At 68.7% G+C, this 25,750-nt stretch carries 25 protein-coding genes and 3 tRNA genes; 11 read left to right on the top strand and 17 right to left on the bottom strand.

Annotated elements, in window-relative coordinates; genetic code table 11:
- Positions 1-57 precede the first annotated feature (57 nt).
- The 4 genes from HMPREF0321_RS15430 (at position 58) to HMPREF0321_RS05250 (ending at position 1,031) form a co-directional block, all read left to right on the top strand.
- Positions 58-483: a DUF3566 domain-containing protein gene (locus HMPREF0321_RS15430; RefSeq protein WP_231729406.1), complete on the top strand. Its 426-nt coding sequence runs from the start codon at positions 58-60 to the stop codon at positions 481-483.
- Positions 484-694: 211 nt separating this feature from the next.
- Positions 695-771: transfer RNA gene (locus HMPREF0321_RS05245), tRNA-Ile, on the top strand.
- A gap of 31 nt (positions 772-802) precedes the next feature.
- Positions 803-949: a hypothetical protein gene (locus HMPREF0321_RS16400; RefSeq protein ID WP_006944753.1), complete on the top strand. Its 147-nt coding sequence runs from the start codon at positions 803-805 to the stop codon at positions 947-949.
- 9 nt (positions 950-958) lie between these two features.
- Positions 959-1,031 (top strand) — tRNA-Ala (locus tag HMPREF0321_RS05250).
- Between the two features lie 75 nt (positions 1,032-1,106).
- Here the strand turns inward: HMPREF0321_RS05250 and HMPREF0321_RS05255 are convergent.
- The 3 genes from HMPREF0321_RS05255 to HMPREF0321_RS14750 all read right to left on the bottom strand — a co-directional run bounded on the left by HMPREF0321_RS05255 (position 1,107) and on the right by HMPREF0321_RS14750 (position 3,867).
- Positions 1,107-1,667 (bottom strand): NYN domain-containing protein, encoded by a 561-nt coding sequence (locus HMPREF0321_RS05255; RefSeq protein WP_006944737.1) that lies wholly within the window; start codon positions 1,665-1,667, stop codon positions 1,107-1,109.
- An 83-nt stretch (positions 1,668-1,750) separates the two neighbouring features.
- On the bottom strand, positions 1,751-2,398 hold the full coding sequence (locus tag HMPREF0321_RS05260; protein ID WP_006944715.1) for an SDR family oxidoreductase: 648 nt from the start codon (positions 2,396-2,398) through the stop codon (positions 1,751-1,753).
- A 311-nt stretch (positions 2,399-2,709) separates the two neighbouring features.
- Positions 2,710-3,867, bottom strand: a complete 1,158-nt coding sequence (locus HMPREF0321_RS14750) for a hypothetical protein (RefSeq protein ID WP_006944649.1) — start codon at positions 3,865-3,867, stop codon at positions 2,710-2,712.
- 171 nt (positions 3,868-4,038) lie between these two features.
- Here HMPREF0321_RS14750 and HMPREF0321_RS05270 point away from each other — a divergent pair, with 171 nt between their 5' ends.
- Both HMPREF0321_RS05270 and HMPREF0321_RS05275 read left to right on the top strand, forming a co-directional pair.
- A complete protein-coding gene (locus HMPREF0321_RS05270; RefSeq protein WP_006944662.1) occupies positions 4,039-4,557 on the top strand; it encodes a peptidylprolyl isomerase in 519 nt (172 codons plus the stop codon).
- A 143-nt stretch (positions 4,558-4,700) separates the two neighbouring features.
- Positions 4,701-5,636, top strand: coding sequence for a rhomboid family intramembrane serine protease (locus tag HMPREF0321_RS05275; protein ID WP_006944690.1), 936 nt, complete (start codon positions 4,701-4,703; stop codon positions 5,634-5,636).
- A gap of 593 nt (positions 5,637-6,229) precedes the next feature.
- Here HMPREF0321_RS05275 and HMPREF0321_RS05280 read toward each other — a convergent pair.
- Complete coding sequence (locus HMPREF0321_RS05280; RefSeq protein WP_006944615.1) at positions 6,230-6,466, bottom strand: cell division protein CrgA; 237 nt, start codon at positions 6,464-6,466, stop codon at positions 6,230-6,232.
- 92 nt (positions 6,467-6,558) lie between these two features.
- Here HMPREF0321_RS05280 and HMPREF0321_RS05285 point away from each other — a divergent pair, with 92 nt between their 5' ends.
- Together HMPREF0321_RS05285 and HMPREF0321_RS05290 are read left to right on the top strand one after the other, a co-directional pair.
- Complete coding sequence (locus tag HMPREF0321_RS05285; protein ID WP_254653970.1) at positions 6,559-7,410, top strand: DUF881 domain-containing protein; 852 nt, start codon at positions 6,559-6,561, stop codon at positions 7,408-7,410.
- 150 nt (positions 7,411-7,560) lie between these two features.
- Positions 7,561-8,196, top strand: coding sequence for an aminodeoxychorismate/anthranilate synthase component II (locus HMPREF0321_RS05290; protein ID WP_006944795.1), 636 nt, complete (start codon positions 7,561-7,563; stop codon positions 8,194-8,196).
- Positions 8,197-8,286: 90 nt separating this feature from the next.
- On the opposite strand, the gene pknB is transcribed toward HMPREF0321_RS05290, so the two are convergent.
- The 6 genes from pknB to HMPREF0321_RS17355 all read right to left on the bottom strand — a co-directional run bounded on the left by pknB (position 8,287) and on the right by HMPREF0321_RS17355 (position 16,185).
- Positions 8,287-10,185 carry a Stk1 family PASTA domain-containing Ser/Thr kinase gene (gene pknB, locus HMPREF0321_RS05295; protein WP_006944625.1) on the bottom strand — a complete coding sequence of 633 codons (1,899 nt, stop codon included), beginning with the start codon at positions 10,183-10,185 and terminating at the stop codon, positions 8,287-8,289.
- A gap of 100 nt (positions 10,186-10,285) precedes the next feature.
- The gene (locus HMPREF0321_RS05300; protein ID WP_006944794.1) at positions 10,286-11,740 is read right to left on the bottom strand and encodes a penicillin-binding protein 2; all 1,455 of its coding nucleotides are present in this window, start codon (positions 11,738-11,740) and stop codon (positions 10,286-10,288) included.
- A complete protein-coding gene (locus tag HMPREF0321_RS05305; RefSeq protein WP_006944705.1) occupies positions 11,737-13,116 on the bottom strand; it encodes an FtsW/RodA/SpoVE family cell cycle protein in 1,380 nt (459 codons plus the stop codon). The genes HMPREF0321_RS05300 and HMPREF0321_RS05305 overlap by 4 nt, the downstream gene beginning before the upstream one ends.
- Positions 13,113-14,387 carry a PP2C family serine/threonine-protein phosphatase gene (locus HMPREF0321_RS05310; RefSeq protein WP_006944692.1) on the bottom strand — a complete coding sequence of 425 codons (1,275 nt, stop codon included), beginning with the start codon at positions 14,385-14,387 and terminating at the stop codon, positions 13,113-13,115. Before HMPREF0321_RS05310 ends, HMPREF0321_RS05305 begins: the two co-directional genes overlap by 4 nt.
- A 2-nt stretch (positions 14,388-14,389) precedes the next feature.
- Positions 14,390-14,860, bottom strand: coding sequence for an FHA domain-containing protein (locus tag HMPREF0321_RS05315; protein WP_006944783.1), 471 nt, complete (start codon positions 14,858-14,860; stop codon positions 14,390-14,392).
- Positions 14,857-16,185 (bottom strand): DUF3662 and FHA domain-containing protein, encoded by a 1,329-nt coding sequence (locus HMPREF0321_RS17355; RefSeq protein ID WP_006944661.1) that lies wholly within the window; start codon positions 16,183-16,185, stop codon positions 14,857-14,859. Before HMPREF0321_RS17355 ends, HMPREF0321_RS05315 begins: the two co-directional genes overlap by 4 nt.
- Positions 16,186-16,396: 211 nt before the next feature.
- On the opposite strand from HMPREF0321_RS17355, the gene HMPREF0321_RS05330 reads away from it, so the two are divergent.
- Positions 16,397-16,479 (top strand) — tRNA-Leu (locus tag HMPREF0321_RS05330).
- A gap of 381 nt (positions 16,480-16,860) precedes the next feature.
- Here HMPREF0321_RS05330 and HMPREF0321_RS05335 read toward each other — a convergent pair.
- The 3 genes from HMPREF0321_RS05335 to HMPREF0321_RS05345 all read right to left on the bottom strand — a co-directional run bounded on the left by HMPREF0321_RS05335 (position 16,861) and on the right by HMPREF0321_RS05345 (position 20,612).
- A complete protein-coding gene (locus HMPREF0321_RS05335) occupies positions 16,861-18,639 on the bottom strand; it encodes a PH domain-containing protein (RefSeq protein WP_006944776.1) in 1,779 nt (592 codons plus the stop codon).
- A gap of 2 nt (positions 18,640-18,641) precedes the next feature.
- Positions 18,642-19,130: a PH domain-containing protein gene (locus tag HMPREF0321_RS05340; protein WP_040014502.1), complete on the bottom strand. Its 489-nt coding sequence runs from the start codon at positions 19,128-19,130 to the stop codon at positions 18,642-18,644.
- 156 nt (positions 19,131-19,286) lie between these two features.
- Complete coding sequence (locus HMPREF0321_RS05345; protein WP_082740558.1) at positions 19,287-20,612, bottom strand: glutaminase; 1,326 nt, start codon at positions 20,610-20,612, stop codon at positions 19,287-19,289.
- A gap of 199 nt (positions 20,613-20,811) precedes the next feature.
- Between HMPREF0321_RS05345 and HMPREF0321_RS05350 the strand changes: the two genes are divergently transcribed.
- On the top strand, positions 20,812-21,477 hold the full coding sequence (locus HMPREF0321_RS05350) for a bifunctional 2-polyprenyl-6-hydroxyphenol methylase/3-demethylubiquinol 3-O-methyltransferase UbiG (protein ID WP_040014503.1): 666 nt from the start codon (positions 20,812-20,814) through the stop codon (positions 21,475-21,477).
- Positions 21,478-21,505: 28 nt separating this feature from the next.
- Here the strand turns inward: HMPREF0321_RS05350 and HMPREF0321_RS05355 are convergent, their stop codons facing one another.
- The 4 genes from HMPREF0321_RS05355 to HMPREF0321_RS05370 all read right to left on the bottom strand — a co-directional run bounded on the left by HMPREF0321_RS05355 (position 21,506) and on the right by HMPREF0321_RS05370 (position 25,047).
- Positions 21,506-22,219 carry an NUDIX domain-containing protein gene (locus HMPREF0321_RS05355; protein ID WP_006944696.1) on the bottom strand — a complete coding sequence of 238 codons (714 nt, stop codon included), beginning with the start codon at positions 22,217-22,219 and terminating at the stop codon, positions 21,506-21,508.
- 13 nt (positions 22,220-22,232) lie between these two features.
- The gene (locus tag HMPREF0321_RS05360) at positions 22,233-22,898 is read right to left on the bottom strand and encodes an exonuclease domain-containing protein (protein ID WP_006944622.1); all 666 of its coding nucleotides are present in this window, start codon (positions 22,896-22,898) and stop codon (positions 22,233-22,235) included.
- Positions 22,899-23,085: 187 nt separating this feature from the next.
- Positions 23,086-23,991, bottom strand: a complete 906-nt coding sequence (locus HMPREF0321_RS05365) for a glucose 1-dehydrogenase (RefSeq protein WP_006944700.1) — start codon at positions 23,989-23,991, stop codon at positions 23,086-23,088.
- Positions 23,992-24,132: 141 nt separating this feature from the next.
- Positions 24,133-25,047: a DNA-formamidopyrimidine glycosylase family protein gene (locus HMPREF0321_RS05370; protein WP_006944653.1), complete on the bottom strand. Its 915-nt coding sequence runs from the start codon at positions 25,045-25,047 to the stop codon at positions 24,133-24,135.
- A gap of 154 nt (positions 25,048-25,201) precedes the next feature.
- On the opposite strand from HMPREF0321_RS05370, the gene HMPREF0321_RS05375 reads away from it, so the two are divergent.
- Positions 25,202-25,717, top strand: coding sequence for a hypothetical protein (locus tag HMPREF0321_RS05375; protein ID WP_006944684.1), 516 nt, complete (start codon positions 25,202-25,204; stop codon positions 25,715-25,717).
- The last annotated feature ends 33 nt before the right edge of the window (positions 25,718-25,750 follow it).

Raw genomic sequence — 25,750 nt, forward strand, 5'->3', positions numbered from 1 at the left:
CGAGCGGTCAAGGGCAGTGGTGCAGCGGCGCCAGCCACACGACCCCAGCAGCAGCGCGTGAGCACGCAGGCCGGCCGCGCGCCGGCCTCGTCGGGCCGCGGCGGCGCCCCACGTCGCTCCACGCCGCGCCGAGTGCGCCTGACGCTGTCGCGCGTCGACACGTGGTCGGTGCTCAAGATCGCCTTCCTGTTGTCGGTGGCCGTCGCCATCGCGTCCGTCGTCCTCGTGGCGACGTTGTGGACGGTGCTCGCGGGCATGGGCACCTTCAGCGCGATCAACGACCTGCTGCGGACGCTGGATCGTCAAGGCTCGAAGTTCGACATCCTCGACTACCTCGGGTTCGGCCGCTCGATCTCGTTCAGCATCGTCATCGGCGTGCTCAACATCATCCTCATGACGGCGATCGCGACCCTGAGCGCGTTCCTCTACAACATCTGCGCCTCCCTCGTCGGCGGCGTGCAGCTGACGTTGAGCGACGAGTGATCGCAGCCTGAGCAATCGCGCGACGGGCCTGCCCTCCACGACGGTGGGGCGGGCCCGTCGTCGTCTGCCCAGGCTGGTGGGTGCGGGTCGCAGCTGGCCCGTGGCGACGCGGTGGGATAAGGCGCCGCCCGCGATTTGCGGGCCACGCCTGCGGTGGGTAATCTTACGTCTCGTGCTGATCACGCAGGTGAACGGCACGCACGCGGTGCAGGGGCCTATAGCTCAGTCGGTTAGAGCGCTGTCCTGATAAGACAGAGGTCACTGGTTCAAGTCCAGTTAGGCCCACCACCACTGCCCCTTGATTTCGCCAAGGAGTCGCATGTTCAAGGCACTTCTCGCATCTGCTGCGGCCGCTGCCGCCCTGTATGCGAACAGCGAATACCAGAAGCAGAAGCTGGGCAAGGAGCTGTGGGCGAAGGCCACGCAGGAGCCCGCCACGCAGGCGGCCACCGAACAACCTGGCTGAAAAACCCTCGGGGGTATGGCGCAATTGGTAGCGCACCTGCTTTGCAAGCAGGGGGTTAGGGGTTCGAGTCCCCTTACCTCCACCGAGAACGAAGAGCCCCCCACGGATTCGTGAGGGGCTCTTCGCCGTCCGGTGCCCGCGACGGCGCGGGCAGCGCTCAGAGGAAGGCCAGTGGGTCGAACTCGTCGATCGGGATGACGCGCAGGCGCGGCAGCGTCGCGTTGAACGCCTTGACGTCGTGCTCGAGGTCGAAGAACTCGAGGCCCTGTGCCTCCAGGGGCGAGAAGCCGGCGTTGCGGAACTCCTTGAAGCCGATCAGCCCGACCTTGCGGGAGCCGCCGAGCAGCGGTTCGAGCTGCGGGAGGAAGTCGCCGTCGTGGCTGACGAGCATGACGTCGGCCTGCAGCGTCACGAGGGCGTCCAGCGTCTTCTGGATGGCCATGTCGACCACCTTCTCGCCCTCCGCGCCGGAGAGAGGTATTGGCTGGTAGCCGAGCGCCGTCAGGGCCTGGATGAACGCCATCGGCAGCTCGGGGCCGTTGGCCGCGAGGAAGAACAGCCCCTTGGCGTCCTGGTGCCACTGGCGCTGGGCGAACTTGAGTAGCCTGTCCCAGCGCGGGCGCTCGTCAGGGTGGGGGCGGCGGCCGAGGATCGAGGTGCCGAGCGTGGCATCGATGTTCTCGCCGTCGATGAGGAGGTAGGTGGTGCGCTGAGCCATGGCTCCAACCTAGTCCATGCTGGGCTGACGACGATGGGCCGGTGTTTCACGTGAAACACCGGCCCATCGTCGTCGGGGAAGAGTCAGAGGGACGCGACCGCCTCGTCGACGGGCGTCGTGCCGTTGACGACGACGAACGTCTCTCGGATGGCATGCCCGCTCGTCAGCACCTGCGCGAGCGTGTGGGCGACGTCGCCGCGCGTGATGGGCTGACGCTGCTGGTCGGGGTTGATCGTCACCTGGCCCGTGGGCGCGTCATCGGTGAGCATTCCGGGGCGGACGATGGTCCAGTCGAGGTCGCGGGTACGCAGGTCGGCATCCGCGCCGCCCTTGGCGTAGAGGTAGACCTGGAAGACGCCGGCGTCGACGTTCTCCGGCGCGTCGGAGCCGATCGACGACACCATGACGTAGCGTCGCACGCCCGCCTGCTCCGCAGCGTCGGCGAGCAGCACCGCTCCCATGAGGTCGACGCTCCACTTGCGCGCCCGACCCGATTCCGGGCCGCCACCCGCGGCGAAGACGACGGCGTCGCAGCCGTTGATGACCTCGGCGACGTCGTCGACCGAGGCGTCCTCGAGTGAGATGACGGCGGGCTCCATTCCCGCGGCGCTCAGGTCGTCCGCCTGCTCCGGTGTACGGATGAGGCCGACGACGTCGTGGCCCTCGCCGCTCAACCGCTGCCCGAGCAACCGGGCGATCTGGCCATGTCCTCCTGCAATAGCAATACGCATGCCTCGACACTACTCCTGTGGGCATCAAGCGTCGATCCGTCTCGATGGTTTCATCTACGCGTATCTAATAGATCGAGTACAGCGAGGTAGCAAGCGCTGACATGGTGCTCGTGACGTCGTCACGAGTAGCGACGCGTACGGCCCCGACCAGCACGAGAGGCCCGGACGGGAGCCTTGTCGGTTTGGGGAACGATCGACACGCGCGACAGCCATGCAGACGACGAGGCGGCCATCCCGTACGGGATGGCCGCCTCTTCGTGCCCGATCGCGAGGCCCTCAACGGGGCCTGGCGTCGGGGTGGAGCGTCGAACTCAGTGGTCGTCGCGAGCCGCGCGACGCGAGCTGCGCGTCTCGCCCGCGCTCGGGTCCTCGAGACCTTCCGTCGTCATGTGGCCCGAAGCCTCGGCGTCGGTCCACGACGCAGCCGTGCCGGGGGCGCCGGCGGGCTCGGCAGTCGGCGTGTCGACACCGGCCGGGCGCACCATCGTCGTGTCGTCGGCCTTCGCGAAGTTCGTCACGGGGTTGTTGATCGTCATCTCGTCACCGCGAGCCGTCTTGGAGTCTGCGATGGCGGCCTCCGAGAGGCGAGCGTCCGCCGCACGCTTCTTCTGCTGGTCGGCGTACACGAGGTAGCCGGCGCCCGCGAGAGCGGCGACACCGAGCGTGATGAGGAAGCCGCCCTTCTTCTTCTTGGGCGCGAGGGCCGGCGCGTACTGCGCGACCTGCTTCTGTGCGCCCTCGGGCAGCTGGCCGACGACGTTGTGCGACGCGGCGGTGCCGGCGGCAGCAGCGGTCGCGAGGATCTCCTTGAGGTGCGGCAGCAGCTCGTCCTTGTAGAAGTCGCGCGCGTTGTCGGCTGAGATGCCCTTGTCCTCGGCGACGGCCTCGGCGCGGCCCCGCAGGGCGGCGGCCTTGTACGCGACGTCCTCGCGGGCGCCCGGGCCGAAGGCGCTGACGGCCTTCTTCTCGCCCTTGGCGGCCTTGGCGGCCAGGAGCGCAGCAAGGGCCCCGGCCTTCTTGTCGGCCTTCTTCGACGCCTTGGACGTCTTCTTGTCAGCCTTCTTCATGAAGCGCGAGGAGTTCTTGTCTGCCTTCTTGGCAGCCTTCTTCCCCTTCTGCTGTGCGTCGTCACGAGCGTCCTTGGCGGAGTCGGCGACGGCGGCGAGCGAGGCGACGGTGGCGGCCTTCGCAGCGCCGGCCTTCTCGACGACGGCTTCGCGCTGGTCGGCGGTCTTGTCGGCGACCTTCTCCGTCGCTGCCTCGACGTGCGGCGCAGCAGCGTCGCGGGCCTCTTCGAGCTTCTCGACGATCACGTCGCGGGCTTCCTCGGCCTTCTCGACGAGGGTCGGCACGACGTCCTTCTCCGTCTTGACCTTGGCCTCGACGGCCTTCTCGGCAGCGAGACCGGCGACGGCGAGGGCGGCGCCCTTGGCCTTCTCGGACTTGGTGGGTTCGGACTTGCACAGCATGGCTGGTCTTCCTCTCCAGTCGGCAGCAGTTCTTGACTTCATCCTGCCTTGTTCGGGCGGGGCTTACCAACCGGTTGTGAGGTATTGGACGCTGTGGGAGGTCGTTTCGCTGAGCGCGAACGCCCGAGACCTCATCATGACCTGTCGTGTTCCACGTGAAACACTGAAGACATGATCGCGACTCTGCACACCAACCACGGTGACATCAACATCAACCTGTTCCCCAACCAGGCGCCGAAGACGGTCGACAACTTCGTCGGCCTGGCGAAGGGCACCAAGGAGTACAAGGACGACGCGGGCCGCACCAACCCGCAGCCGTACTATGACGGTCTGACGTTCCACCGCATCATCCCCGGCTTCATGATCCAGGGTGGCTGCCCGCTCGGCGTCGGCATGGGCGGCCCGGGGTACAACTTCGACGATGAGATCTCGCCGGAGCTCAACTTCAACTCGCCGTACATGCTGGCCATGGCCAACGCGGGTACCCGCATGGGCAAGGGCACGAACGGCTCGCAGTTCTTCATCACCGTCGCCGACACGTCCTGGCTGCAGGGCAAGCACACGATCTTCGGTGAGGTCGCCGACGACGCGTCGAAGAAGGTCGTCGACGAGATCGCCGCCGTCTCCACCGGCGCCCAGGACAAGCCGCTCGAGCCCGTCGTCATCGAGAGCGTGACGATCTCCGAGTGACACCTCGCCTCCCGCCGCAAGTCGGGAGGTACCGCTGACGACTCCTCGTCAGCCAGCGCAGCCGAGATGGCCCCGTCGAGCATGACGGGGCCATCCTTGGTCTCACGCCTTCTTCCCGCACGCCTCCGACGAAACGAGACGACATGACGCAGCCGCCCGCCGGATCCGGCTCGGGTGCCTTCGGCGCCTCCGAGGCGCCGGACGCGGTACCCGTCTGCCCGCGCCACCCCAACACCGCTGCCTACACGCGCTGTCAACGTTGCGGTCGCCCGGCGTGCCCGCGCTGCCAGATCCCCGCGTCGGTGGGGTTCCAGTGCGTCGACTGCGTCGCGGCCGAACGGAAGACGAACCCGACGTTGCCGACCCGCTCGTCCCTGGGCATGACGACGGGCGCCGCGGCGCAGGGTCGACCCGTCGTCACGATCGGGATCATCGCGATCTGCTGTCTCGTGTGGCTGGGGCAGCTGGCGAGTGACGCGCTGTACCGGGACGTGTCGTTCGTCGCGGTGTTCGCGAGGGACGAGCCGTGGCGCTACCTGACGAGCGGGTTCGCCCACGACACGGGCACGCCGATGCACCTGCTGTTCAACATGATGGCGCTGTACTTCATGGGGCAGTACCTCGAACCACTCATCGGTCGTGTGCGCTTCGGGGCGCTGTACCTGCTCTCCGTGCTCGGTGGCTCCGTCGTCTACCAGATCATGACGGCGCCGTCGTCACAGCTCGATCTGCTGACGTCAGGGTGGGTGACGCCGCTGGTCGGCGCTTCCGGCGGTGTGTTCGGGCTCTTCCTCGCTGTCGTCGTGTTCAACCGCCGACTCGGCCGGGAGATCGGGCCGATGATGACGATGATCGCGATCAACGTCGTCATCGGTTTCACGGCGTCCAACGTGGCGTGGCAGGCGCACCTCGGCGGTGCGGTGGCCGGCGCCGTCGGCGCGCTCGTCCTGTATGCGCTGCGGCGCCGCCCGGTCGCGATGCAGGCCTCGGCGCTGGGCGCGTTGGCGGTGGCGCTCATCGCCGCTGCGTACGTCGACTTCTCGGTCGTGGGTGTCAGCTGGCCGCACATCGTCGGATGATCGTCGCCGTGGGCTGAACGAGGCCCCCGTCGTTCGTGGGGTGCTGCCGTCGGGTGGCACCCCACGATGCGTGTGGATGAGTTGCCTGTGGATGGTGTGCCGTTAGCTGTGGATGACGCGGTGCACCACCTGGGGACGGTGAGGACGAGCCGTCACCCACATGGTTGTCCACAGTTTCCACGGCTGGGGTGGGGAAAAACCCGCGGAACGCCGCTGATCTGTGCCAAGGGGTGGGGGCGATGGGCAGCGTCATCCCCAGCCGTGGGGTGGTTCGTCCACCGTCAGCGGCATGTTTTCCACCGTAAACAGCGGCTCGTCCACCGGCCGTCCACTGTTTTCCACAGGTTTGTCCCCAGGTGTGGAAAACCACACGCGTGTAACTACACACAGGCTGTGGACAAGTCTGGGGACAACGTCGTGGGTTGCAGGCCGCAGGGCGACGCCCGCACCGTCAGCCTTGCGGCGCGGCGCCCGGTGACCTCGTGGGGCCACGATGCAGCGAACCCGAGTGAGCAGACACAGACGAACGCCCGTTCCCACGAGGGAACGGGCGTTCGGTTCGGCGGGGCGTCAGCAGCGGACAGAAGGTGGCGTCACTTCCAGCGCGTCAACATGACGAAGCCGACCATGATGGCCGCGAAGCCGATGACGATGTTGCCGGCGTCGATGCCGGGGATCGGGTAGCTCGTCGTGCCGCTGGCGATGTAGTAGACCATCACCCAGGCGAGCCCGGCGAGCATGAGGCCGAGGGCGACCGGCAGCCACCAGCGGGGGTTGAGGCCGTCTCCGGCGGCGGCGCGCTGAGTGGCGTCGGTGGTCTTGCGGGCCACGGCATGGCTCCCATCTGAGTTCGGTGCGTCAACTAGGGTGAGAGCCTAGTTGATCCGGCCGGGCGATGCGTCGAGTGAAGGAGGCCGACCCCATGAGTGAACGCGACTCCGAGCGCGACCCGTCTGCGACGCCGCCCGCACACGTCGAACGCGCCACCGACGACGCTGCGCGCGACGCGTTGCCGATCGACGAGATGCCGCCCGCGCGCCGTCGCGGCTCGTTGGCGTGGAAGGCCGCCGTCCCGATCGTGCTGCTCGTCGCGGGGGCGATGTTCGGGGTCAGTTCCCGTGCGGCGAACGGCACGGATCTGCGCTCCGACACCACCAATCTCGCTGATGTCGTGCGGCGCGCGGATCAGCGCGTCAAGACCAAGCAGGAGGACGTCGCGACGTTGCGCGCCGACGTCGAGGCGGCGCAGCTCGCTGCGGCGAAGAAGGATTCGGGTGCGGCGCGTGCGTTGGCGCTGACGAAGCAGGCCGACAAGGCGCAGGATCCGGCGGGTCTCGCACCGTTGAGCGGGCAGGCCATCAGCGTGACGCTCGACGACAGCAAGAAGAAGGTCGAGGAGCTGCCGAAGGACGGTTCGCCGGACTGGCTCGTCGTGCACCAGCAGGACGTCCAGGCCGTCGTCAACGCCCTGTGGGAGGGCGGCGCTCGCGGCATCCAGCTCATAGATCAGCGCATCGTCTCGACAAGCGCCGTGCGCTGCGTCGGCAACACGCTCATCCTCCAGGGCCGCGTGTACTCACCGCCGTTCACGATCACCGCCGTCGGGGACCCGGTGAAGCTGCAGGCCGCGCTCGAGGCCGACGAGTCCGTCAAGATCTACAAGCAGTACGTCGACCTCGTTGGGCTCGGCTACAACGTCAAGGCCATCCAGAACACGACGCTGCCCGCCTTCACGGGCTCGGTGACGATGAAGCACGCGCACGTCCAGCCGTGACGCCCGTGTCGCTGCGCCGGCAGCCTGACCCCGGGCAGGATGGCGGCTGACTCATGGGTAGGCGCGTAAACTGCCCGCCGACCCGTGAGTTACCTGGCATCCTGAGCCATCCTGACGGCGGTGTCGGGGCTCCCACCTAGACTGGCGCGCATGACCGATTCGCCGCGCATCCTCGTCGTCGACAACTACGACAGCTTCGTCTTCACGATCGTCGGCTACCTCCAGCAGCTCGGTGCCGAGACGACCGTCGTGCGCAACGACGCGATCAGCGCTAAGGACGGCGCCGACTTCGACGGCGTCCTCGTCTCGCCCGGCCCCGGCACGCCCGAGGACGCCGGCGTCAGCATGGCGATGATCGAGGCGTGCGGTGAGCGCAACCAGCCGATGTTGGGGGTGTGCCTCGGCCACCAGGCGCTCGGCGTCGTGACGGGCTGCACCGTCGGTCGGGCGCCGGAACTGCTCCACGGCAAGACGTCGCAGGTGCACCACGACGGCACGGGCGTCCTCGAGGGGCTCGACGATCCGTTCACCGCGACGCGCTACCACTCGCTGACGATCGACCCGGCCACCGTCACCGACGAACTCGTCGTCAACGGCCGCACCGAATCGGGCATCATCATGGCCGCCCACCACCGCGACCTGCCGCTGCACGGCGTGCAGTTCCACCCCGAATCCGTCATGACGGTCGGCGGCCACCGCATGCTCGCCAACTGGCTCGCGATGTGCGGTTCGACGACGGCCGTCGCCGCCAGCGCCGGCATGGCACCGCTCGTGCGCACCGCCTGAGCGGCACACAGCCCGAACGCCGCGCCCCACCAGCGGCTCTCGAACGAGGAAAGCCCCCGATCCACAGGGCCGGGGGCTTCCTTCGTCAGCTCACTTGCTCGACGACTGCGACGGCGACGGCGTCATCGCGCTACCGTCCGATGTCGACGACGGACTCGTCGACGACGGACTCGTCGACGGCGACGGCGACTGTGTCGACGACGAGGGGGACTGCGACGTCGCGGGCGCGGAACTGGACGACGGGGCCGCTGACGACGAGGGCGGCTGCGTCACGGTGGCCGTCGCGGTCTTTTCGGGTGACTTGCCGATGTAGACGGTGACGGACGAGCCGTTGTTGACCTTCTTGCCGGCGTCGGGCACGTAGACGACCTTGCCGACCTCGTCGGGCCTGTCGGTGACCTGGTCCTTGGAGTCGATCGACAGGTGCGCCTTGTACAGCGCCTGCGCCGCCTCCGACGCCGTCTTGCCCGCCAGGTCGGGCACGGTGGCCTTGCCGCTGCTCTCGTAGAGCGTGATGTCGCTCGACGTGCCGAGTGATGCGCCTGCCTTCGGGTTGCTCTCGGCGATGATGCCGGCGTCGAGGCCGGTGTCGTCCTTCTTCGTCGGCGAGATCTTGATGTGGTTCTCGTCGATGCCGGCGGCGAGAAGGGCCGCCTTCGCCTCGTTGACGGCGTCACCGACGACGTTCGGCACCTTGACCGAGTCGGGGCCCGTGGAGACGGTGAGTGTCACGTCGGAACGTCGGGATGCCTCCGTCCCGCCCGCCGGATCTTGGTCGATGACGGTGTTCTCCGCGGCGTTGTCGGCGACCTCCCGCTTCGTGACGGTGAAGTCGGGCGACAGCGTCTTCGCGGCCTGCTCGTACGTCATGCCGCGCACGCTCGCGACGGTGACCTTCTCCGGCGAGCTGGGCGAGTGCATGAACAAGTAGCCGATGCCGAGGATGGCCGCGAGGGCTGCGACGGCCGCGAGGGCCCACCATCCGGCATGGGATCGGCTGGGTTCGCGCGAGTCGAGTTCGGCCGTCGAGTCAGCGGCAGCCGCCGTCGCCGCGGCGCGGCGCGTCGGGTAGTCGACGACCTCCGTGTGGTCGGCGGACGTCACCGTGCTCGCCTGCGCGGCAGCGGAGATCGGCTGGCCGGAGCGGGCGGCGAGGACGTCGGCGCGGAAGTCGGCGGCGCTCTGGTAGCGATCGTCGCGCCCCTTCGCGAGCGAGTGCAGCACGACCGCGTCGAGCGCCGGCGACACCGACGACTCGTAGAGCGACGGGGGTTGCGGCTGTTCGCCGATGTGCTGATAGACGAGGCTGACGGGCTCGCCGACGAACGGTGCGCGCCCCGTCAGCAGCTCGAACAGGACGCAGCCGGCGGAGTACAGGTCGGTGCGCGCGTCGACGCTCTGGCCTTGCGCCTGCTCGGGCGACAGGTACCGGGCGGTGCCGACGACGGCCTGGGCGCTCGTCATCGTCGCGCCGACGTCGGCGAGGGCGCGGGCGATGCCGAAGTCCATGACCTTGACGGAACCGCCGCGCGTCACCATGACGTTGCCAGGCTTGATGTCGCGGTGCACGATGCCCTTCGAGTGGCTGTACTCGAGGGCTGACAGGACGCCCATCATGATGCGGCAGGCCTCGTCAGCGCTGACCTTCTTCTCCTCGTTGAGGATCTCGCGCAGCGTCTGCCCGTCGACGAACTCCATGACGATGTAGGGGATGTCGACGGTGCCGCCCGCCGCTTCGACGAAGGTGTCCTCACCCGAGTCGTAGACGGCGACGATGTTGGCGTGGTTGAGCCCGGCGGACGCCTGCGCCTCGCGGCGGAAGCGTTGCAGGAAGCTGGGGTCGCGCGCGAGGTCCGATCGCAGGATCTTGATGGCGACGGGGCGTCCGAGGCGCGTGTCGTGGCCGGCGTGGACGTCGGCCATGCCACCGCGGCCGACGAGTTCGCCGACTTCGTAGCGGCCACCGAGGATGCGTGGTGTCGCGCTCATGAGATGTCCTTCGCGAGGGTCGGGATGGGGCGGTGCGCGGCGGCCGTGGAGCGCCGCAGATGTGGGCGAAGATTGCAGATGTGGACGGGAATCGCAGGTGTCATCGCAGGGCCGCCTCGAAGATCTGCTGCGCGGCGGGTGCGGCGACCTCGCCGGCGAGGGTCTCGACGCCCTGATCGCCGCCGTTCTCGAGCACGAGCGCGAGCGCGATCTTGGGGTCGTTCGCCGGTGCGAAACCGGTGAACCACAGGTCGGCGGCCTTGCTCGTGTCGCCCTGCGCCGTGCCCGTCTTGCCCGCGACCTGGTAGCCGTCGACGGCGGCGAGCTTGCCGGTGCCGTTGTTGACGACCGCTTCCATCATCGTCTTGAGGCTGCCGGCCGTGTCCGATGAGATGGGCTTGGACATGATCTTCGGGTCGGTCGAGGAGATGACGTCGAGGTCGGAGTCGACGACGTTCTTCACGAGGTGCGGTTCCATCTGCGTGCCGCCGTTCGCGATCGTCGCGGAGATCATCGCGATCTGCAGCGGCGTGACCCGCACGTCGTACTGGCCGATGGCGGCCATCGCCGTCTGCGGCGTGTTCATGTCGGAGGGGAAGCTCGACGGCGTGACGCGCATCGGCAGGCGCACGACCTGGCCGAAGCCGAACTTCTTGGCCTGTGCGGCGAGCTTGTCCTGGCCGAGATCCATGCCGAGCTCGGCGTAGGCCGTGTTGCAGCTGATCTCGAGCGCGTGCGTCAGTGACGTCTTGTCGTTGTCGCCGCAGGGCAGGTGGTTGTCGTTGGGCAGTGAGTGCGTCGTCTGCGGCAGCCTGATGGTGGCAGGGCCGTTGAGCGTCGACTCGGGCGTGTACTTGCCCGATTCGAGCGCGGCGGCCGTCGTGACGAGCTTGAACGTGGAACCCGGGGGGTACAGATTGCCCGAGATGGTCCGGTTGACCATCGGCTGCGTCGAGTCGGCGTTGAGCTGCTTCCACATGTTGACGACCGACGTCGTGTCGTGCGAGGCGAGGGTCGACGGGTCGTACGTCGGTGAGCTCACCATGGCGAGGACGGCGCCCGTCTTGGGGTCGAGCGCGACGGCCGCGCCGCGACGGTTGCCGAGCGCCTTCGCCGCGGCCGCCTGGATCTTGGGGTTGATCGTCAGCTCGACGTTGGCCCCGGCGGGCTTCTTGCCCGTGACGACGTCAGCGAGGCGGCGGTAGAACAACGAGTCGCTCGTGCCGCTCAGGACGCCGTCGGAGGCACCCTCGATGCCGCCGCCGTTGCCGTAGACGATCGAGCTGTAGCCCGTGACGGGCGCATAGAGCGAGCCGTTCGAGTACTGACGCTGGTAGACGTACTTGTCGTTCGACTTCACGCTCGTCGCGATGGCCTTGCCGTCGACGAGGATGCTGCCGCGTTCCTTCTTGTACCCGTCGTTGATGACGCGGCTGTTGCCGGCGCGGGCGTCGAGCGAGGGCGCCTGGACGACCTGGATGTAGCTCGCGGCAACGAGAACGGCACAGAACAGCATCGAGGCCACGACGCCGAGCTTGCGGATCGGCGTGTTCATCGGATCTTCACCACCTGGGTGTCGTCGGAGCCGAGCGTCGGCTTCGCCTCCGTGACGGCGGGGCGTCGCGCCTGGTCGCTGATGCGCAGCAGCAGCGCGATGATCGCCCAGTTCGCGAGCAGCGAGCTACCGCCGGCTGACAGGAACGGCGTCGTCAGACCAGTGAGGGGGATGACGCGGGTGATGCCGCCGAGGACGACGAAGCACTGCAGGCAGATGGAGAACGCGAGGCCTGTCGCGAGAAGCTTGCCGAAGCCGTCGCGGCAGGCAATGGCGATGCGCAGGCCGCGTTCGACGATGATGGCGAACAGCGCGATCATCGCCGTGAGGCCGACGAGGCCGAGTTCTTCGCCGAAGCTCGACATGATGAAGTCCGAGTTCGCCTCGGCGTAGTTGAACGTCGGGTAGCCACGTCCGAGGCCGGTGCCGGTGAGTCCGCCGAACGCGAGGCCCATGAGGGAGCGGGCGACCTGGTCGGAGAGGCCTGGCGCGAACGGGTCGAGCCAGAGGGTGACGCGGTTCTGGAAGTTGGGGAAGAGCAGGTACGCGAGGTAGCAGCCGCTGAAGAAGAGCCCGAGACCGATGGCGATCCAGCTGCGCCTCTCCGTCGCCACGTAGAGCATGGCGACGAACAGGCCGAAGAACAGCAGCGACGTGCCGAGGTCCTTCTCGAAGACGAGGACGGCGAGGGACGTCAGCCAGGCCAGCAGGATGGGGCCCATGTCGCGCGCTCTCGGCAGCGGGAAGCCGAGCACACGCTTGCCGACGAGACTGAGCGCGTCACGCGTCTGCACGAGGTAGCTCGCGAAGAAGATCGTGAGCAGGATCTTGGCGACCTCGCTCGGCTGGAAGCTGAGCGGCCCGACGTGGATCCAGATGCGGTTGCCGTTGATGTTCATGCCGATGAACGGCAGCAGCGGCATCATGAGCAGCGCGAGGCCGGCGAGGGCGAACGTGAACGTGTAGCGCCGCAGCCGCCGGTGGTCGCGGATGAGGCAGAGCAGCCCGATCGCGGCGGCGACGGCAATGGCCGACCACATGAGCTGTCGGACGGCTGCGCCCTCCATGACGCCCTTGCCGCGGGCCATGTCGATACGACGGATCATGACGAGTCCGAGGCCGTTGAGCAGCGTCGCGGCCGGCAGCAGCACGGGGTCGGCGTAGGCGGCGACGACGCGCACGACGAGGTGGAACACGAGGGCGATGGCGCCCATCCCGACGCCGAGCGTCAGGATGTCGGTCGGCAGCGACCCCTCCACCGCGAGCCCGACGTTCGCGTAGGCGAACAGCACGATGCCGACGGCGAACGCGAGCAGCATGAGCTCGGTGCCGCGTTTCGTGCCTCGGCCCGTGATGGTCGCGAGGTCTGGGCTCACTTCGTGCACTCGTTTCCGGAGGCGGACGCGGCGAGGCACGCGACCATCTCCGCGCGCAGACGCTCGACGGTGGCGGCGGCCTCCTTCTCACTGGAGGCGTCGATGCCGCTCGTCACCTTGGAGCGCCAGAACTCGGGCAGGTCGGCGGTCGGGATGTTCGTGCTCTCCTGTTGATGGCGCAGGTCGATCGGGCCGAGCTTCGAGTCGACGCCTTGATAGACGGTGACGCGGCCGTCCGAATCCTTGATGAAGTACTGACTCTGCGACCACGTCCAGCCCCACACGGCGGCGACGGCGAGGGCGAGCAGCAGGACGAGCGCGGCGATGGCGGCGTAGAGACGTCCGCGGCGACGCGGGCGCGTCTCGGCGAGGTGGGCACCCTTGTCGGTCTCGTCGGGTTCGTCGTCGCCGTCGAGTTCGCGGGAGAGGGCGCGGGCCTTCTCCGCCGGCGTCTGCTCGCGCGTCGGCAGGCTCTGAGTCAGGCCGTGCGCGACGGCGGCGCCGACCACGTCGGGGCGCGCGGCGAGGTCGACGTCGTCGATGTTCGCAACCTCCGCGACGACGACGGTGACGTTGTCGAGCGTCGAGGCCTTGAGGGCGATCTCGATGAGGGAGTCGGCGACCTCGCCGACGCTCTTCGACGCGCCCTCGGTGAAGATCTCCTCGATCGTGCGGGCGCCGACGTAGTCGGAGAGGCCGTCGGAGCACAACAGGTAGCGGTCGCCGACGCGTGCCTCGCGCAGGCTGAGGTCGGGCACGTCGCCCTCGCGGCCCGTCAGGACGCGCGTGACGAGGCTGCGCTGCGGGTGGTGGACGGCCTCGTCGGGGGTGATGCGGCCGGAGTCGAGCAGGCTCTGGACGAAGGAGTGGTCTTTCGTGATCTGCGTGAACTTGCCGTCACGCAGCTGGTAGGCGCGGCTGTCGCCGATGTTCGCCATTGCGAGCTGACGGCCGGTCTTGAGCAGCACGATCAGGGTGGTGCCCATGCCCTCGCGGGTGGGATCGGCGTCCATCTCGCTGCGCAACTTCTCGTTGGCCTCGGCGATGCCGTCGGCGAGCTGGTCGAGAGCGTCGTCGGCGCCGATGTCGTCGCCGTCGAGCTGCACGAGTTCGCCGACGACGGTGGAGCTCGCGACGTCACCTGCGGCGTGGCCGCCCATGCCATCAGCGAGCACGAGCATCGAGCTGCTCGCGTAGGCCGAGTCCTCGTTGCGCTTCTTCGAGCCGAGACCGACGTCGGATCGTGCGGCGTATCTGAGTGCGATGGGCATGGTCACTTCCTCAGTTCGAGGACGGTGCGGCCGATACGGATGCGGGTGCCCGGTTCGACGCGCACGTGCTCACCGATGCGTTCAGCACCGATGTACGTGCCGTTCGTCGATCCCAGGTCGTCGAGGTACCAGCCGTCGGATTCGGGGTAGATGCGGGCGTGGCGACCTGAAGCGAAGTCGTCGCTCAGTACGAGCGAGCACTCGGGGTTGCGTCCGAGCAGGGTGCCGGATTCCGACAGCGGCAGCGTGGTGCCGCGCATCGCGCCTTCGATGATGGCGAGATGCGTCGGGCCCTTGCGCACGGCGCGGGGTGTCTTGGCCTTCGTTTCACGTGAAACAGCGCGCGAGGCGCGGCCACCACCCGTCTTCGCGCCGTACAGGTCGGAGCGGAGCACGCCGACGACGGCGAACACGAAGAACCACAGCAGCGCGAGCAGGCCGTAACGGATGGCCGTCATCGTCAGTTCGTTCATGGGCGGTCTCCGAGATGGATGGTCATGGGGGTGCGCCCGAGGGTCAACCGGTCGCCGTCGTGCACGTGCGTCGAACCGACGTGCTCGCCGTTGACGTAGGTGCCGTTCGTCGACCCGAGATCGCGCACGCTCATGACGAGGTGGGGACCGTCGTGCGTGATGCGGATCTCGCTGTGACGACGGCTGACGCCCGGGTCATCGACGACGATGTCGGCGTCGTCGTCACGCCCGAGGACGGTGATGGCTCCGAGCAGGGGGTAGCGCTGCCCGTCGATCTTCAGCCACGGGCGTTCGCGCGGCGACATCTGACGCGGACGCGCCGATTCCGGGCGCGGCGCAGGCTCGTAGCCCGTCGGGTCGCCGGCGTCGCTGTCGTCATCCCAGGCGTGGTGAGCGTTCGCGTCATGGTTGTCGTGATTCTCGGCGTCGGCGTAGACATCGCCCGAGTAGACGCGACCGTCGGCGTGGGCATCGTCGAAACCGTGGTGGTCGTAGTCGTCGTAGCCGGCTTCGTCTTCGACGAGGTGGTCGCCGGCGGCGTATGAGTCTTGTACTGGCGGGGTGCTGACGTGCGCCTCGCGGTCGAGGTAGCCGCGTTCATCGTTGCGCTCGTACTCGGACGCTGCGGACGGGGGGGCGTCGGCGTGGCCGCGCGACGAGTCGGTGGTGGGCTGCGGGCTGCCGAGCAGGTAGTCCTTGATGCGCGTACCGAACGTGCGGCCGGTCGGGTGCGGTGACGTCGTCGATCCGAGGGCGCTCGCGGCGCTGGCACCCGCGACGCCGGCGTGCGTGCCGGAGTGAGCGTCGTAGGCATCGGACGCATCGCGGGTGTCCAGGTGGGCGTCGTGGTTCGCGCCCGTGGGCTGCGCCGCGGCGTCGTGGCTCGTGTCGTCGTGGTGCGTCTCGCGCTGCGGGCGCGGGTTGTTGCGCTGGTGGGCGAGGGCATCCGCGGCCTTGGCCGTTGCGGGGCGTAGGCGGAAGACGCCCGTCTCGAGGTCGTCGGATTCGGTGAGCACGATCGTCAGGGGGCCGCCGGGCATGTAGCGCTGCTCGTCGGCGTGCTCCTGGGCGCTCGCGATGAGTTCGTCGTCGAGTTCGTCGCCCCACTCGGAGAGGCGGTCGTAGTCGGTCGGCGACAACTCGATCGTGAACAGGTTGGGGACGATGGGTCGCTTGCCCTTGCCGACGGACGCCGCGCGGTCGTCCATGGCGCGGCGGATTCCAGACGCGATCTCGACGGGCTGGACCTCGCTCTTGAACGCGCGCGCGAAAGCGCCGTTGACGCCTTGTTCGAGCTTGCTCTCGAGCTTGTCGAACAGACCCATGGGTGCCTCCAGTCTCGTACCTCACCCCTGAGCGGGGACGTGCGCCCAACGGTTCGCCGGGGTTTTGATCGTAACGGGCGCACTCCTGCCTGCGCTGGATGCAGCGCGCGTCCGCGTGCCTGTGAGGGCGGACGGTTGCGTGGTGGCGGGGCACGGGCGCCGCGCCGATTTGGTGAACTCGCCCAAGGTAGGGAATGATAGGTGAGCACTCGCGCGAGTGGCGGAACGGCAGACGCGCTGGCTTCAGGTGCCAGTGTCCGAAAGGGCGTGGGGGTTCAAATCCCCCCTCGCGCACGCGGGGTAGTTCACGAATCACTGTGGCTACAGCTCACGAATCCCGGTCTGAGAGAAATCTCAGGCCGGGATTCGCGTTTTCCGAGGGGTTTTCGGCCTTGAAATCGCTTGGGTGGGCGCTGTGGCGCTGGCGGTCGATCTGTGAGCCCTGACTTTGATGTTCAAGTCAGGCTCTGCCGGCGCCTTCTCGCAGACCGCGGCCCCCGCGAAGAACGACCACACGACCAGCATCGCGGCCTCGTCAGTCGGAGGGGCCGCGCTCGCTCTCGGCGGATCTACCCTCGTCTACCGCCTACGCAAGAACGCCTGATCATCGTTGATCGCACCCGACGCTCGCCCGAGACAACTGCCCCGCCGGACGCATCCGGCGGGGCAGTCTCGTCAGACGCCGACCCGCTGCGGGTCGGGGGCGTCGAGCGCCGCGCGCGCACGCCGCGTCACCTCGGCGTGATCGAAGAGAAAACGCTGCGCGACCTCGGCGTCCTGATGCACGAGCCGCGGGCGAGTCGGCCCACTCGTCGAATGCAACTCGACGGTGCCCAAGCCCAGCCACCGCTGCAGAGGACCCTGCGCGAGCGCCATCGACTGCACCCGCGCATGTGGCACGCAGACGACTCGGCGCTTCATGCGGCCCTCGCGGATGACGGTCATCGTCGCCGTGCGCGCCCACGCCTCGCGCCGCGACGACAACGGATCGAGCAGCCGCGCTCGCCGGCCGGGCCCGGTGAACATCGCTGCGGCGGCTGATGTCGACGTCGTGCGCTCCGCCATCATCGCCTCGAGCATGAGGTCGCGACCGGTCACATCCGGCGGCGTGCCCGGCTCCGGCAGGACGAGCCCCATGAGCATCATTGCGTCATCGACGGATCCGACCGGCAGCAGGATGGTGTCGGCGTCGTCACCGAGGGCGGAGGAACTCGCGAGGTTCATCCGCACGCGCCACCACCCGAACCGGCGCCACAGCACGGGTTGTGTGAGTTCGACGGCCTGGATGCGGTCGACCGGAATGACGCGACGCGTCGTCGAGGTGAGGCCGTGCGTGACGACGATCCCGTCGGACGTGAGCGCCACGGAGAAGTTCGAGTCGCGCAGGAACGCGCGGACGGCCGCATTCACCGCGCCGAACATGACGAACAGCACCGTCAGCGCGATCGAGAACGCCTCCGACGCGTGCCCCGTACTGACGCCGACACCGAACAGGACGAGCAGGACGACGAAACCCGCCTCCGCGACGAGCGCACCACCCGTCAGCGCCTGGGCGGTGAAGACGCGGTGCGGGGGCACCCTGACGATGGCGCCCTCCGCGTCCGCTGCGACTCGTACGCGATACGGCGCGAGGGCTTCGGTGAGCGTGCCACTCAGGTCGTCGACGACGCCCGGGATGACACCGTGAACGAGTCGACTTCCCAACGATGCACCGGGCCGCGATGCCCTCGCCGTGGCGGCGTCCTCCCGGACGCGCGCGGCCTGGCGGGTCGTGGGCGCCCCGCCCTCGGGTGCATCGCCGGGGTTGGTGGCAGCCTCCTGGCCACCAGCGCCGAGGTTGGTGGATGTCCGTGACGCACCGTCGCTCTCGTGGGAGGTTTCACGTGAAACTCGCACCCGTTCGAGCATCGTGGCGCGCAGTTTCTCGGCGTAGGCACGCCGCAGGTATTCGATCGTCAGGTTGGAATCGCTGCCGCCCGCGACGTCGAACTTGAGCTGGGCGAGGCCGAGCAGTCGGGGAAGTAGCGGCTGGGTGAGGTCGATGGCCTGCACGCGATCGAGACGCGCCTTGCGGTGCGCCTTGCCGACGACGCCCTTGCGCACCTGCAAGCTGTCGGCGTCGACGCGAAACTCGTTCTTGCGCCACATGATCCAGTTGGCGAGCAGCAGCACGGCAAGCACGCCCACGAGAATGGCGAGCGCGACGAGCCAGCGGCTCGCCGCGTATGTCTCGGCATTGCTCGACGACGAGGAGCCACCGGCCGCGCCGTTGAGAGCATCCTTCAGCATGTCCTCGGCGCGGGAGATGCCGATACCGAGGACGACGAGCAGAAACGCGCCGCTCTTCATGACTGGCGTCAACGGGTGAACGCGATGCCATGCTCCGTCGGCGAGCGTGTCGTCGGGCGGCCCGGGGGTGGCGGCCGAGTCGTCGGGCGTGTGGGTATCGGCCATCGTCACAACCCCGCGAGGTGCGCTTCGCCGAGCGCCGCGAGACGATCGCGCAGTGCCTCCGCGTCGTGGCGTGGCATGCCGGGGATGGTGGCGTCGGAAGACGCGGACGCGGTGTGCAGTTCGAGCGTGGCAAGATCGAACATCCGCGCGATCGGTCCACTCGAGACCTCGACGTACTGCATGCGCCCGTACGGCACGACCGTCGTCGTACGGAACATGACGCCCCTGACGATGAGCAGGTCGTCGTCGCGCGTGGCGTACCCGATGTGCCTGACCTGACGCGCGATGACGAGGCCCACCCACACGACGGCGACGATCAGCGCGACGGCGAGGGCAACCGTCACCCAGCGTGGCGCGAAGAACATCGTGGCCGCGACGCCGGCACCGGCGACGACCGCCGCGACGGCGAGCGTCAGCAGGCGCGCCGACGTCAGCCGAGGGCTCACCGGGGTGAGGCCTGGTGGCAAGGGCCGTGCATCGCGTTCGGACATGCGTCCCACCCTAGGTCTGACGGCGCGACGGCCCGGCAGCGGCATGCACGCGGCCGGGAGTTGTCGGGTCTACCAAGAACCTCACCAAACACGCGCACAGCCTCGAACGACGAGCGCTCGACAGCCTCGTGCCTGTTTCACGTGAAACGGCGAGGTTCAGGCCCTCATGATCTGTTCGGCGACATCGTCGAGGTCGCGGCCCATGCGCACGTGCACCCCGCGCCCGAGGTCGAACCCTTCGTCGTCGAGCCGCCCATGGGTGAGGGGTGCGTCATCGAGGCCGGCGAACCAGACCTCATGCCCGTCAGCCGCGAGGCGCCGCACCGTCTCGAGGATCATGCGGGCCGCGGTCTCGTCGAGCGCGTGGACGTCGACGAGGTCGAACACGACGGTCTTCGTCGTCGGCGGCTCGTCGCTGATGAGCCGGACGACGCGCTCCGCGCCGGCGAACCGGATGTCGCCCTGCAGGTCGTAGACGTGCGCGTCGACGCCGCGCGAACCTCGCCCGAGCGGAACGACGTGGGAGTGTCGGACGACCGAGCGGGCGGGCGGCGGGACGTCCATGAGGTGCATGTCCATGTCTTCGCTGAGTCGCTCGAAGACCTGCACCCCTCGGGCCGAGTGGCCGTGCTCGTCGAGCGGCGGCGAGAACGTCGCGAGCCCCACCTGCCCGGGCAGCGCGCCGATGATGCCGCCCCCGACGCCGCTCTTGGCGGGGATGCCGACGGCCGTCAGCCAGTCACCGGCGGCGTTGTACATGCCGCAGCTCAGCATGACCGACAGCACCTGGCGGGCCGTGCGCGAGCTGACGACCTGCTCACCGGTCACCGGGTGGAGGCCGCCGTTGGCGAGCGTCGTCGCCATGACGGCGAGGTCACGCGTCGTCACGCGCACGGCGCACTGCTCGACGTAGCCGTGGACGACGACGTCCGGGTCGTCCGTCAGCATGTCGTAGCTGCGCAGCATGTGCCCGATGGCGAGGTTGCGGTGCGCGTCGTGCCATTCCGATTCGGCGACGGTCCTGTCGATGCTCAGCTCGCGCCCGGCGAAGGCCGACAGACCGGCGACGATGCGTCGCACGCGCGCCGACTCGTCGTCATCGGGGGAGGCGACGAGAGAGTGCGCCGTGATGGCGCCGGCGTTGATCATGGGGTTGAGAGGGCGCTTGCTGCCCGCCTCGAGGCTGATCTCGTTGAACGCCTCACCGCTCGGTTCGACGCCGATGCGACGCTGCACCTCGTCGAGGCCGCGATCCTCGATCGCCATCGCGTAGACGAACGGTTTGCTGACCGACTGAATGGTGAACTCCGCCTCGGCGTCACCGGCGCTGTAGATCATGCCGTCGACGGTGGCGATTGCGAGGGCGAACAGTGACGAGTCGACGCGGGCCAGTTCCGGAATGTAGTCGGCATTCCGGGCATGGGCGTCGGGCGGGCAGGCCTCGAGCGTCGCCGCGAGGTAGTCAGGAATCAGCGAGATCATCGAGAAAACCGTACGACCTGCGTCTTGTCGCGGACGAATCGGTTGCTCCGTGCGTGCAAATGCACGCGGGTCCATTTGCACGCACGGAGGTCGTCGGGAGGCATCGGCCATGCGGTGCGGGCGTTGTCTCAGGGTGGCTAGCGCATTTTATAGACGCGTAGAGATTGTCCGATCACGCAGTGGCGGCGAGCATGGTGACATGCACTCTGAAACGACGCCGGACGCGGCGACGAGCGGCCCTGCTGGGCATGACATGAACTGGCACGACGTCTACGGGGGCGAGCAGGTCTGGAGCGGCAACCCGAACGACGCGCTCGTCGCGGTGCTCATGAAGCAGTTGGCCGACTTATCCCCGGGTCGAGCGCTCGACGTCGGCTGCGGTGAGGGCGCTGACGCCATCCACCTCGTCGAGCGAGGCTGGCAGGTGACGGCGCTCGATGTCGCGGCGCCCGCGCTGGAACGGGGACGCGCGGCAGCCGAGAAGAGGGGAGACGACGTGGCCTCCCGTATCACGTGGGTGTGCGCGGGGCTGCTCGACGCGGCCTTGGCGCCCGAAAGTTTCGATCTCGTCAGTGTTTTCTATCCCGCTCTACTGCGCACCGAAGATCAGTCGATCGAGCGCTCGCTTCGCGACCTCGTCCGCCCCGGTGGCGCATTGATCGTCGTGGCTCACGCGCACGTCGATCGCGATCGCGCGCTCGAGCACGGCTCCGACCCGGACTCCTACGTCACGATCGCCGACGTGATCGGCCGCCTCGGTGAGGGGTGGCAGATCGAGCAGTTCGAGTCGGAGCGCCACGTCACCGAGGGTGCCGGTGCCCACCACCAGGCCGACATCGTTCTCGTCTCGCGTCGTAGCGACTGATCAGCTGCGCCCCGCGCCGGGCGCATGATCAGCTGCGCGCCCGCGCCTCGCGCACCGACGCGCGGGTCAGTGGCGGGTAGATCGTCTGGGCGCTGCCGCGGCGGTAGAGCTTGGCGGGGCGCCCGCGCCCGACGCGGCTGTCGCCCGTCTCCTCGACGAACCCGTCGACGCTCAACACCTTGCGGTGGAAGTTCGCAGGTTCGAGCCAGCCGCCCCACACGGCTTGGTAGACGTGGCGAAGCTGCGACATCGTGAACTCGTCGTCGAGGAAAGCCGTTGCGACAGAGGTGTATTCGAGTTTGGAGCGGGCGCGTTCGACGCCGTCGGCGAGGATACGCTGGTGGTCGAACGCGAGCGGCATCCCGAGCGCTTCGTCGACCGGTACCCACACCGCTTCGAGCGCGTCGGACGCCGCTTCGAGGTCGGGAAGGCGCGCGCCGAACACCGTCCACGCGACGCCGATGACGCGTTCCGGCCGCGGGTCGCGCTCGACCTCGGTGTACGTGCGCAACTGCTCGAGCACGACGTCGCGCTCCGCGATGCCGACCTCTTCACGCAGCTCGCGATAGGCGGCCTGCTCCGCCGACTCGCCGTGACGCATGAAACCGCCCGGCAGCGCCCACTTGCCTCGCTCCGTCGCGGCGGCCCGCCGGATGAGCGCGACGTGCAGTTCGTCGTCGCGCAGGGTGAGCACCACCATGTCGGAGGCGACAAGGGCGACCTCGCGATCAGCGTCAGACATGCCCCGAGTCTAGTCAGCGCGACGATCGACGCCGCCCGGCCCGCCGTTTTCGCAGCCGCCGACGCAACCGCTGCCACCGGATCTGCGTGCGCCACCATCGCGGCAGCGCGGCGCACTCCTCGAGCGGCAGCGGCGCAGCGCGGCGCCCCGCCTCGTCGAGACAGCGTCGCAGCACCTCGACGAGCACGCGCACGTCGTCACCGGCGCGATGCGCGTTCTCGACGGGGATGCTCCAGTACTCGGCGAGCGTGCCGAGACGCAGGTTGTCGGTCGGCAGCTCGAGCCCCCGCGCGAGATGCCACGTGCACAGGCGTTCGCTGACGGGCAGCTCACGCCCGGCGCGGCGCGCCTCCGCAGCGAGGAACGCCCAGTCGAACGCCGCGTTGTGGGCGACGAGGATGCGCCCATCGAGCAGTTCGCTCAGTTCGTCGACCAGGTCGGCGAAACCGGGTGCGTCGCGCACGTCGTAATCGCTCAACCCGTGGATGTGCACGGGCCCGGTGCCCCCGCGGGCTCGCACGAGCGAACTCCACTCGCGCTCCAGGCCTCCTGACGGCGTCAGCTGCGTCACCGCCACCTCGATGACGCGGTGCCGCAGCGGGTCGAGCCCGCTCGTCTCCACGTCGACGACGGCGAAACCGCGCCGCGCGGGCGGGGGGACAACGCTCGGTGCAGGCATGTGAGCCACTTCCCGTTGCTGGTCGCGCGCCACCTCGTGAGCGGCGCGTCGCCGTCTCCTGCGGCGATGACTTCACCGTACGAGTGAGCACCGACAACCCCGGAACGACGCGGTTCTCACGCCATCGCGGCGCCCCCTGACGTGAGGGGGCGCCGCGACGAACGAGCTCAGAGAAGGGCCGCCGCGGTCACGGGCTGACCATGCCCCCGTTGACGTTGAGCGTCTCGCCGGAGACGTATCCCGACTCGGCGCTCGCGAGGTATACGTACGCACCTGCGAGCTCTGCGGGCTGGCCTGCGCGCCCGAGGGGCGTGTTCTGGCCGAACTCGGGGATGTTCTCCTGGAACTGCCCGCCGGAGACCTGCAGCGGCGTCCAGAACGGGCCCGGTGCGACGGCGTTGACGCGGATGCCCTTCGGCCCCTGCTGCGCAGCCAGAGCCTTGCTGAACGTGTTGATCGCGGCCTTCGTCGTCGCGTAGTCGAGCAGGTGCTCGCTCGGGCCGTAGGCCTGGATCGAGGTCGTGTTGATGATGGTGGAGCCGGCCGGCATGTGCGGCAGCGCCTCCTGAGTGATCCAGAACATTGCGTAGACGTTCGTCTTGAGCGTCTGGTCGAACTGCTCGCTCGTGATGTCGGCGATGTCGGCCTGCGCCTGCTGGAAGCCGGCATTGTTGACGAGGATGTCGAGCCCACCGAGCTTGTCGACGGCGTCACGCACGAGTTGACGCGCGGTCCCCTCCTCGCTGATGTCGCCCGGCAGCAGGTGGGCCTGACGCCCGGCGTCCTCGACGAACTTCGCGACCTCGGCGGCGTCCTTCTCCTCGCGCGGGTGGTAGCTGAGCGCGACGTCGGCGCCCTCACGCGCGTAGGCGATGGCGACGGCGCGCCCGATGCCGGAGTCTGCCCCCGTGACGAGGGCCTTGCGCCCCTGGAGACGGCCGGTGCCGCGGTAGGTGTCCTCGCCGTGATCGGCCTTCGGCGTCAGCTTCGCGTCGAGCCCGGGCCACGTCAGCTCCTGCTTGGGAAAGTTGTTCGAGGGGTACTGCGTGACGGGGTTGGTGAACGTGTACTGATCGGTTTTCTTGTCGGTCATCGCGGGCCTCCTGGCACGTCGGGCGATCCGGAAAATGTGGCGAACAGTGGTGCAGCACTGGCTTGTTCAGGACGCTACCCGTGCGCGAGCACCGTCGGCAATGACCCGTGAGGGTGGATGCCGCACCCCCACGTTGCACCGTCATCCCTTGTAGCGTTTGCCCGTCTTCTTGCGCTCGCGCAGCACGCCCTGTGGCCGGCCGTCGTCGTTCGGTGCCAGACCGCCCTGGCACGTCGGGCAGCTGAACAGGGTCCGCTCGCGCCCGGGGTCGCCGGCCATCGCGACGCGGATCGTGTCGTTGCAGCGCAGGCACGCCATCCCCGACCGGGCGTGGACGTAGCGGTCCTGCCCCGCGCGGGCGTCACCCGTCGACGATTGCACCCCGGTGCGTCCGCTGACGAGCATGAGGCGTCGCGCGTCGTCGAGCACCGCCTCGAGCACCCCGTCCGGCATCGCGGCGAGTTGCGTCCACGGCAGGATGCGGTGCACCCACAGCATCTCGCTGATCCAGAATGTGCCGAGACCGGCGACGAGCCGCTGGTCGAGCAACGCCTCACCGACCGGGCGTTCGGGCTGTGCGCGCAGGTTGTCCAGCGCCCGCCCGCGCCCGCCGCCGTCCCAGTCATCGGCGAGCAGATCGGGCCCGAGGTGCCCGACGACGTCGCACTCGCGCGCGGTCTCGAGGACGTCGAGCACCCCGAGCTTCGAGCCGACGGCGAGCGTCCGCGGGGTGTAGAGCAGCGCCCGCGTCGTGTGGGCGGTGACGGCGCGTCGGACGTCGGCCTCGGCGCCGGCAGCGGCGCGTCCCTGGAGGGTCGACGGGGCTGGCAGCAGGCTCCAGCGGCCCTCCATCTTGAAGTGGGAGTGGATCGTCACGCCACCCTCGAGCCGATGCAGCATGTGCTTGCCGTGCGTGACGACGGGCAGGCACTCGCGCCCCGAGAGATCAACCGTCGCGAGCCGCGGCGTGCGCAGATCGGTGCGCGTCAGGCGTTGCCCGAGCAGGGCGCGGTTGAGGCGCGCCGCAGCCCACATGACGGTGTCGCCCTCAGGCACGGGGCCTCCTTCGGTCGTCGTGGCACGGCGTTCTCAGCGAAGTATGAGCGATGTTTCACGTGAAACGCAGGGAAAACGCCGACGGCGACATTGGCCGTGTACGCCAGTCTTTGCGACGATATCTCCCGATCAAGCCACGGGGAGGGAAAGAAAAATGAACCACATGCGCAGGGGAGGCGTCGCGCTGGCCGCGGCGCTCACCGTCATGCTGACCGGGTGCGGCGCCGTCGAGGACGCCGTGTCGAAGGCCACCGATTCGGCGAAGAGTGACGCCGCCGACGCGACGCCGAGCGGGTCGGCGCCGTCGGCCGCATCCGGTTCGGCCGACGAGCCCATCGGCCGCGCCTCGATCGACCTGGGCGGCTCCGCCTCCTCGTTGCCGCCGGAGAAGATGTCGAGGCCCGACGCCACGGACTGCTACGCGGGGTCCTCACGTATCTATGACCGGCACGGCGTGACGTGCGTCGAAGCGCGCTCGGCCATGCAGAAGTACGAGGCGACGCCCGCGTCAGCCAAGGGCAGCGAGGCGCGCATCGACGCCTACACGTGCTCGCACAATCCGGACATCATGGTGACGCAGGGTGCCGCGCCGGCGAAGTGCGTCGACGGCTCCGGCAACGTCGTCTTCAACTGGCGTTACCCCGGCGCACCGCAGCCGGCCAGGGGCTGACGGCTGCCGCCCGGCGTCGGCGAAACCCCCACC

It is taken from the genome of Dermacoccus sp. Ellin185 (assembly GCF_000152185.1).
In the GTDB taxonomy this organism is placed as follows: Bacteria; Actinomycetota; Actinomycetes; order Actinomycetales; family Dermatophilaceae; genus Dermacoccus; species Dermacoccus nishinomiyaensis.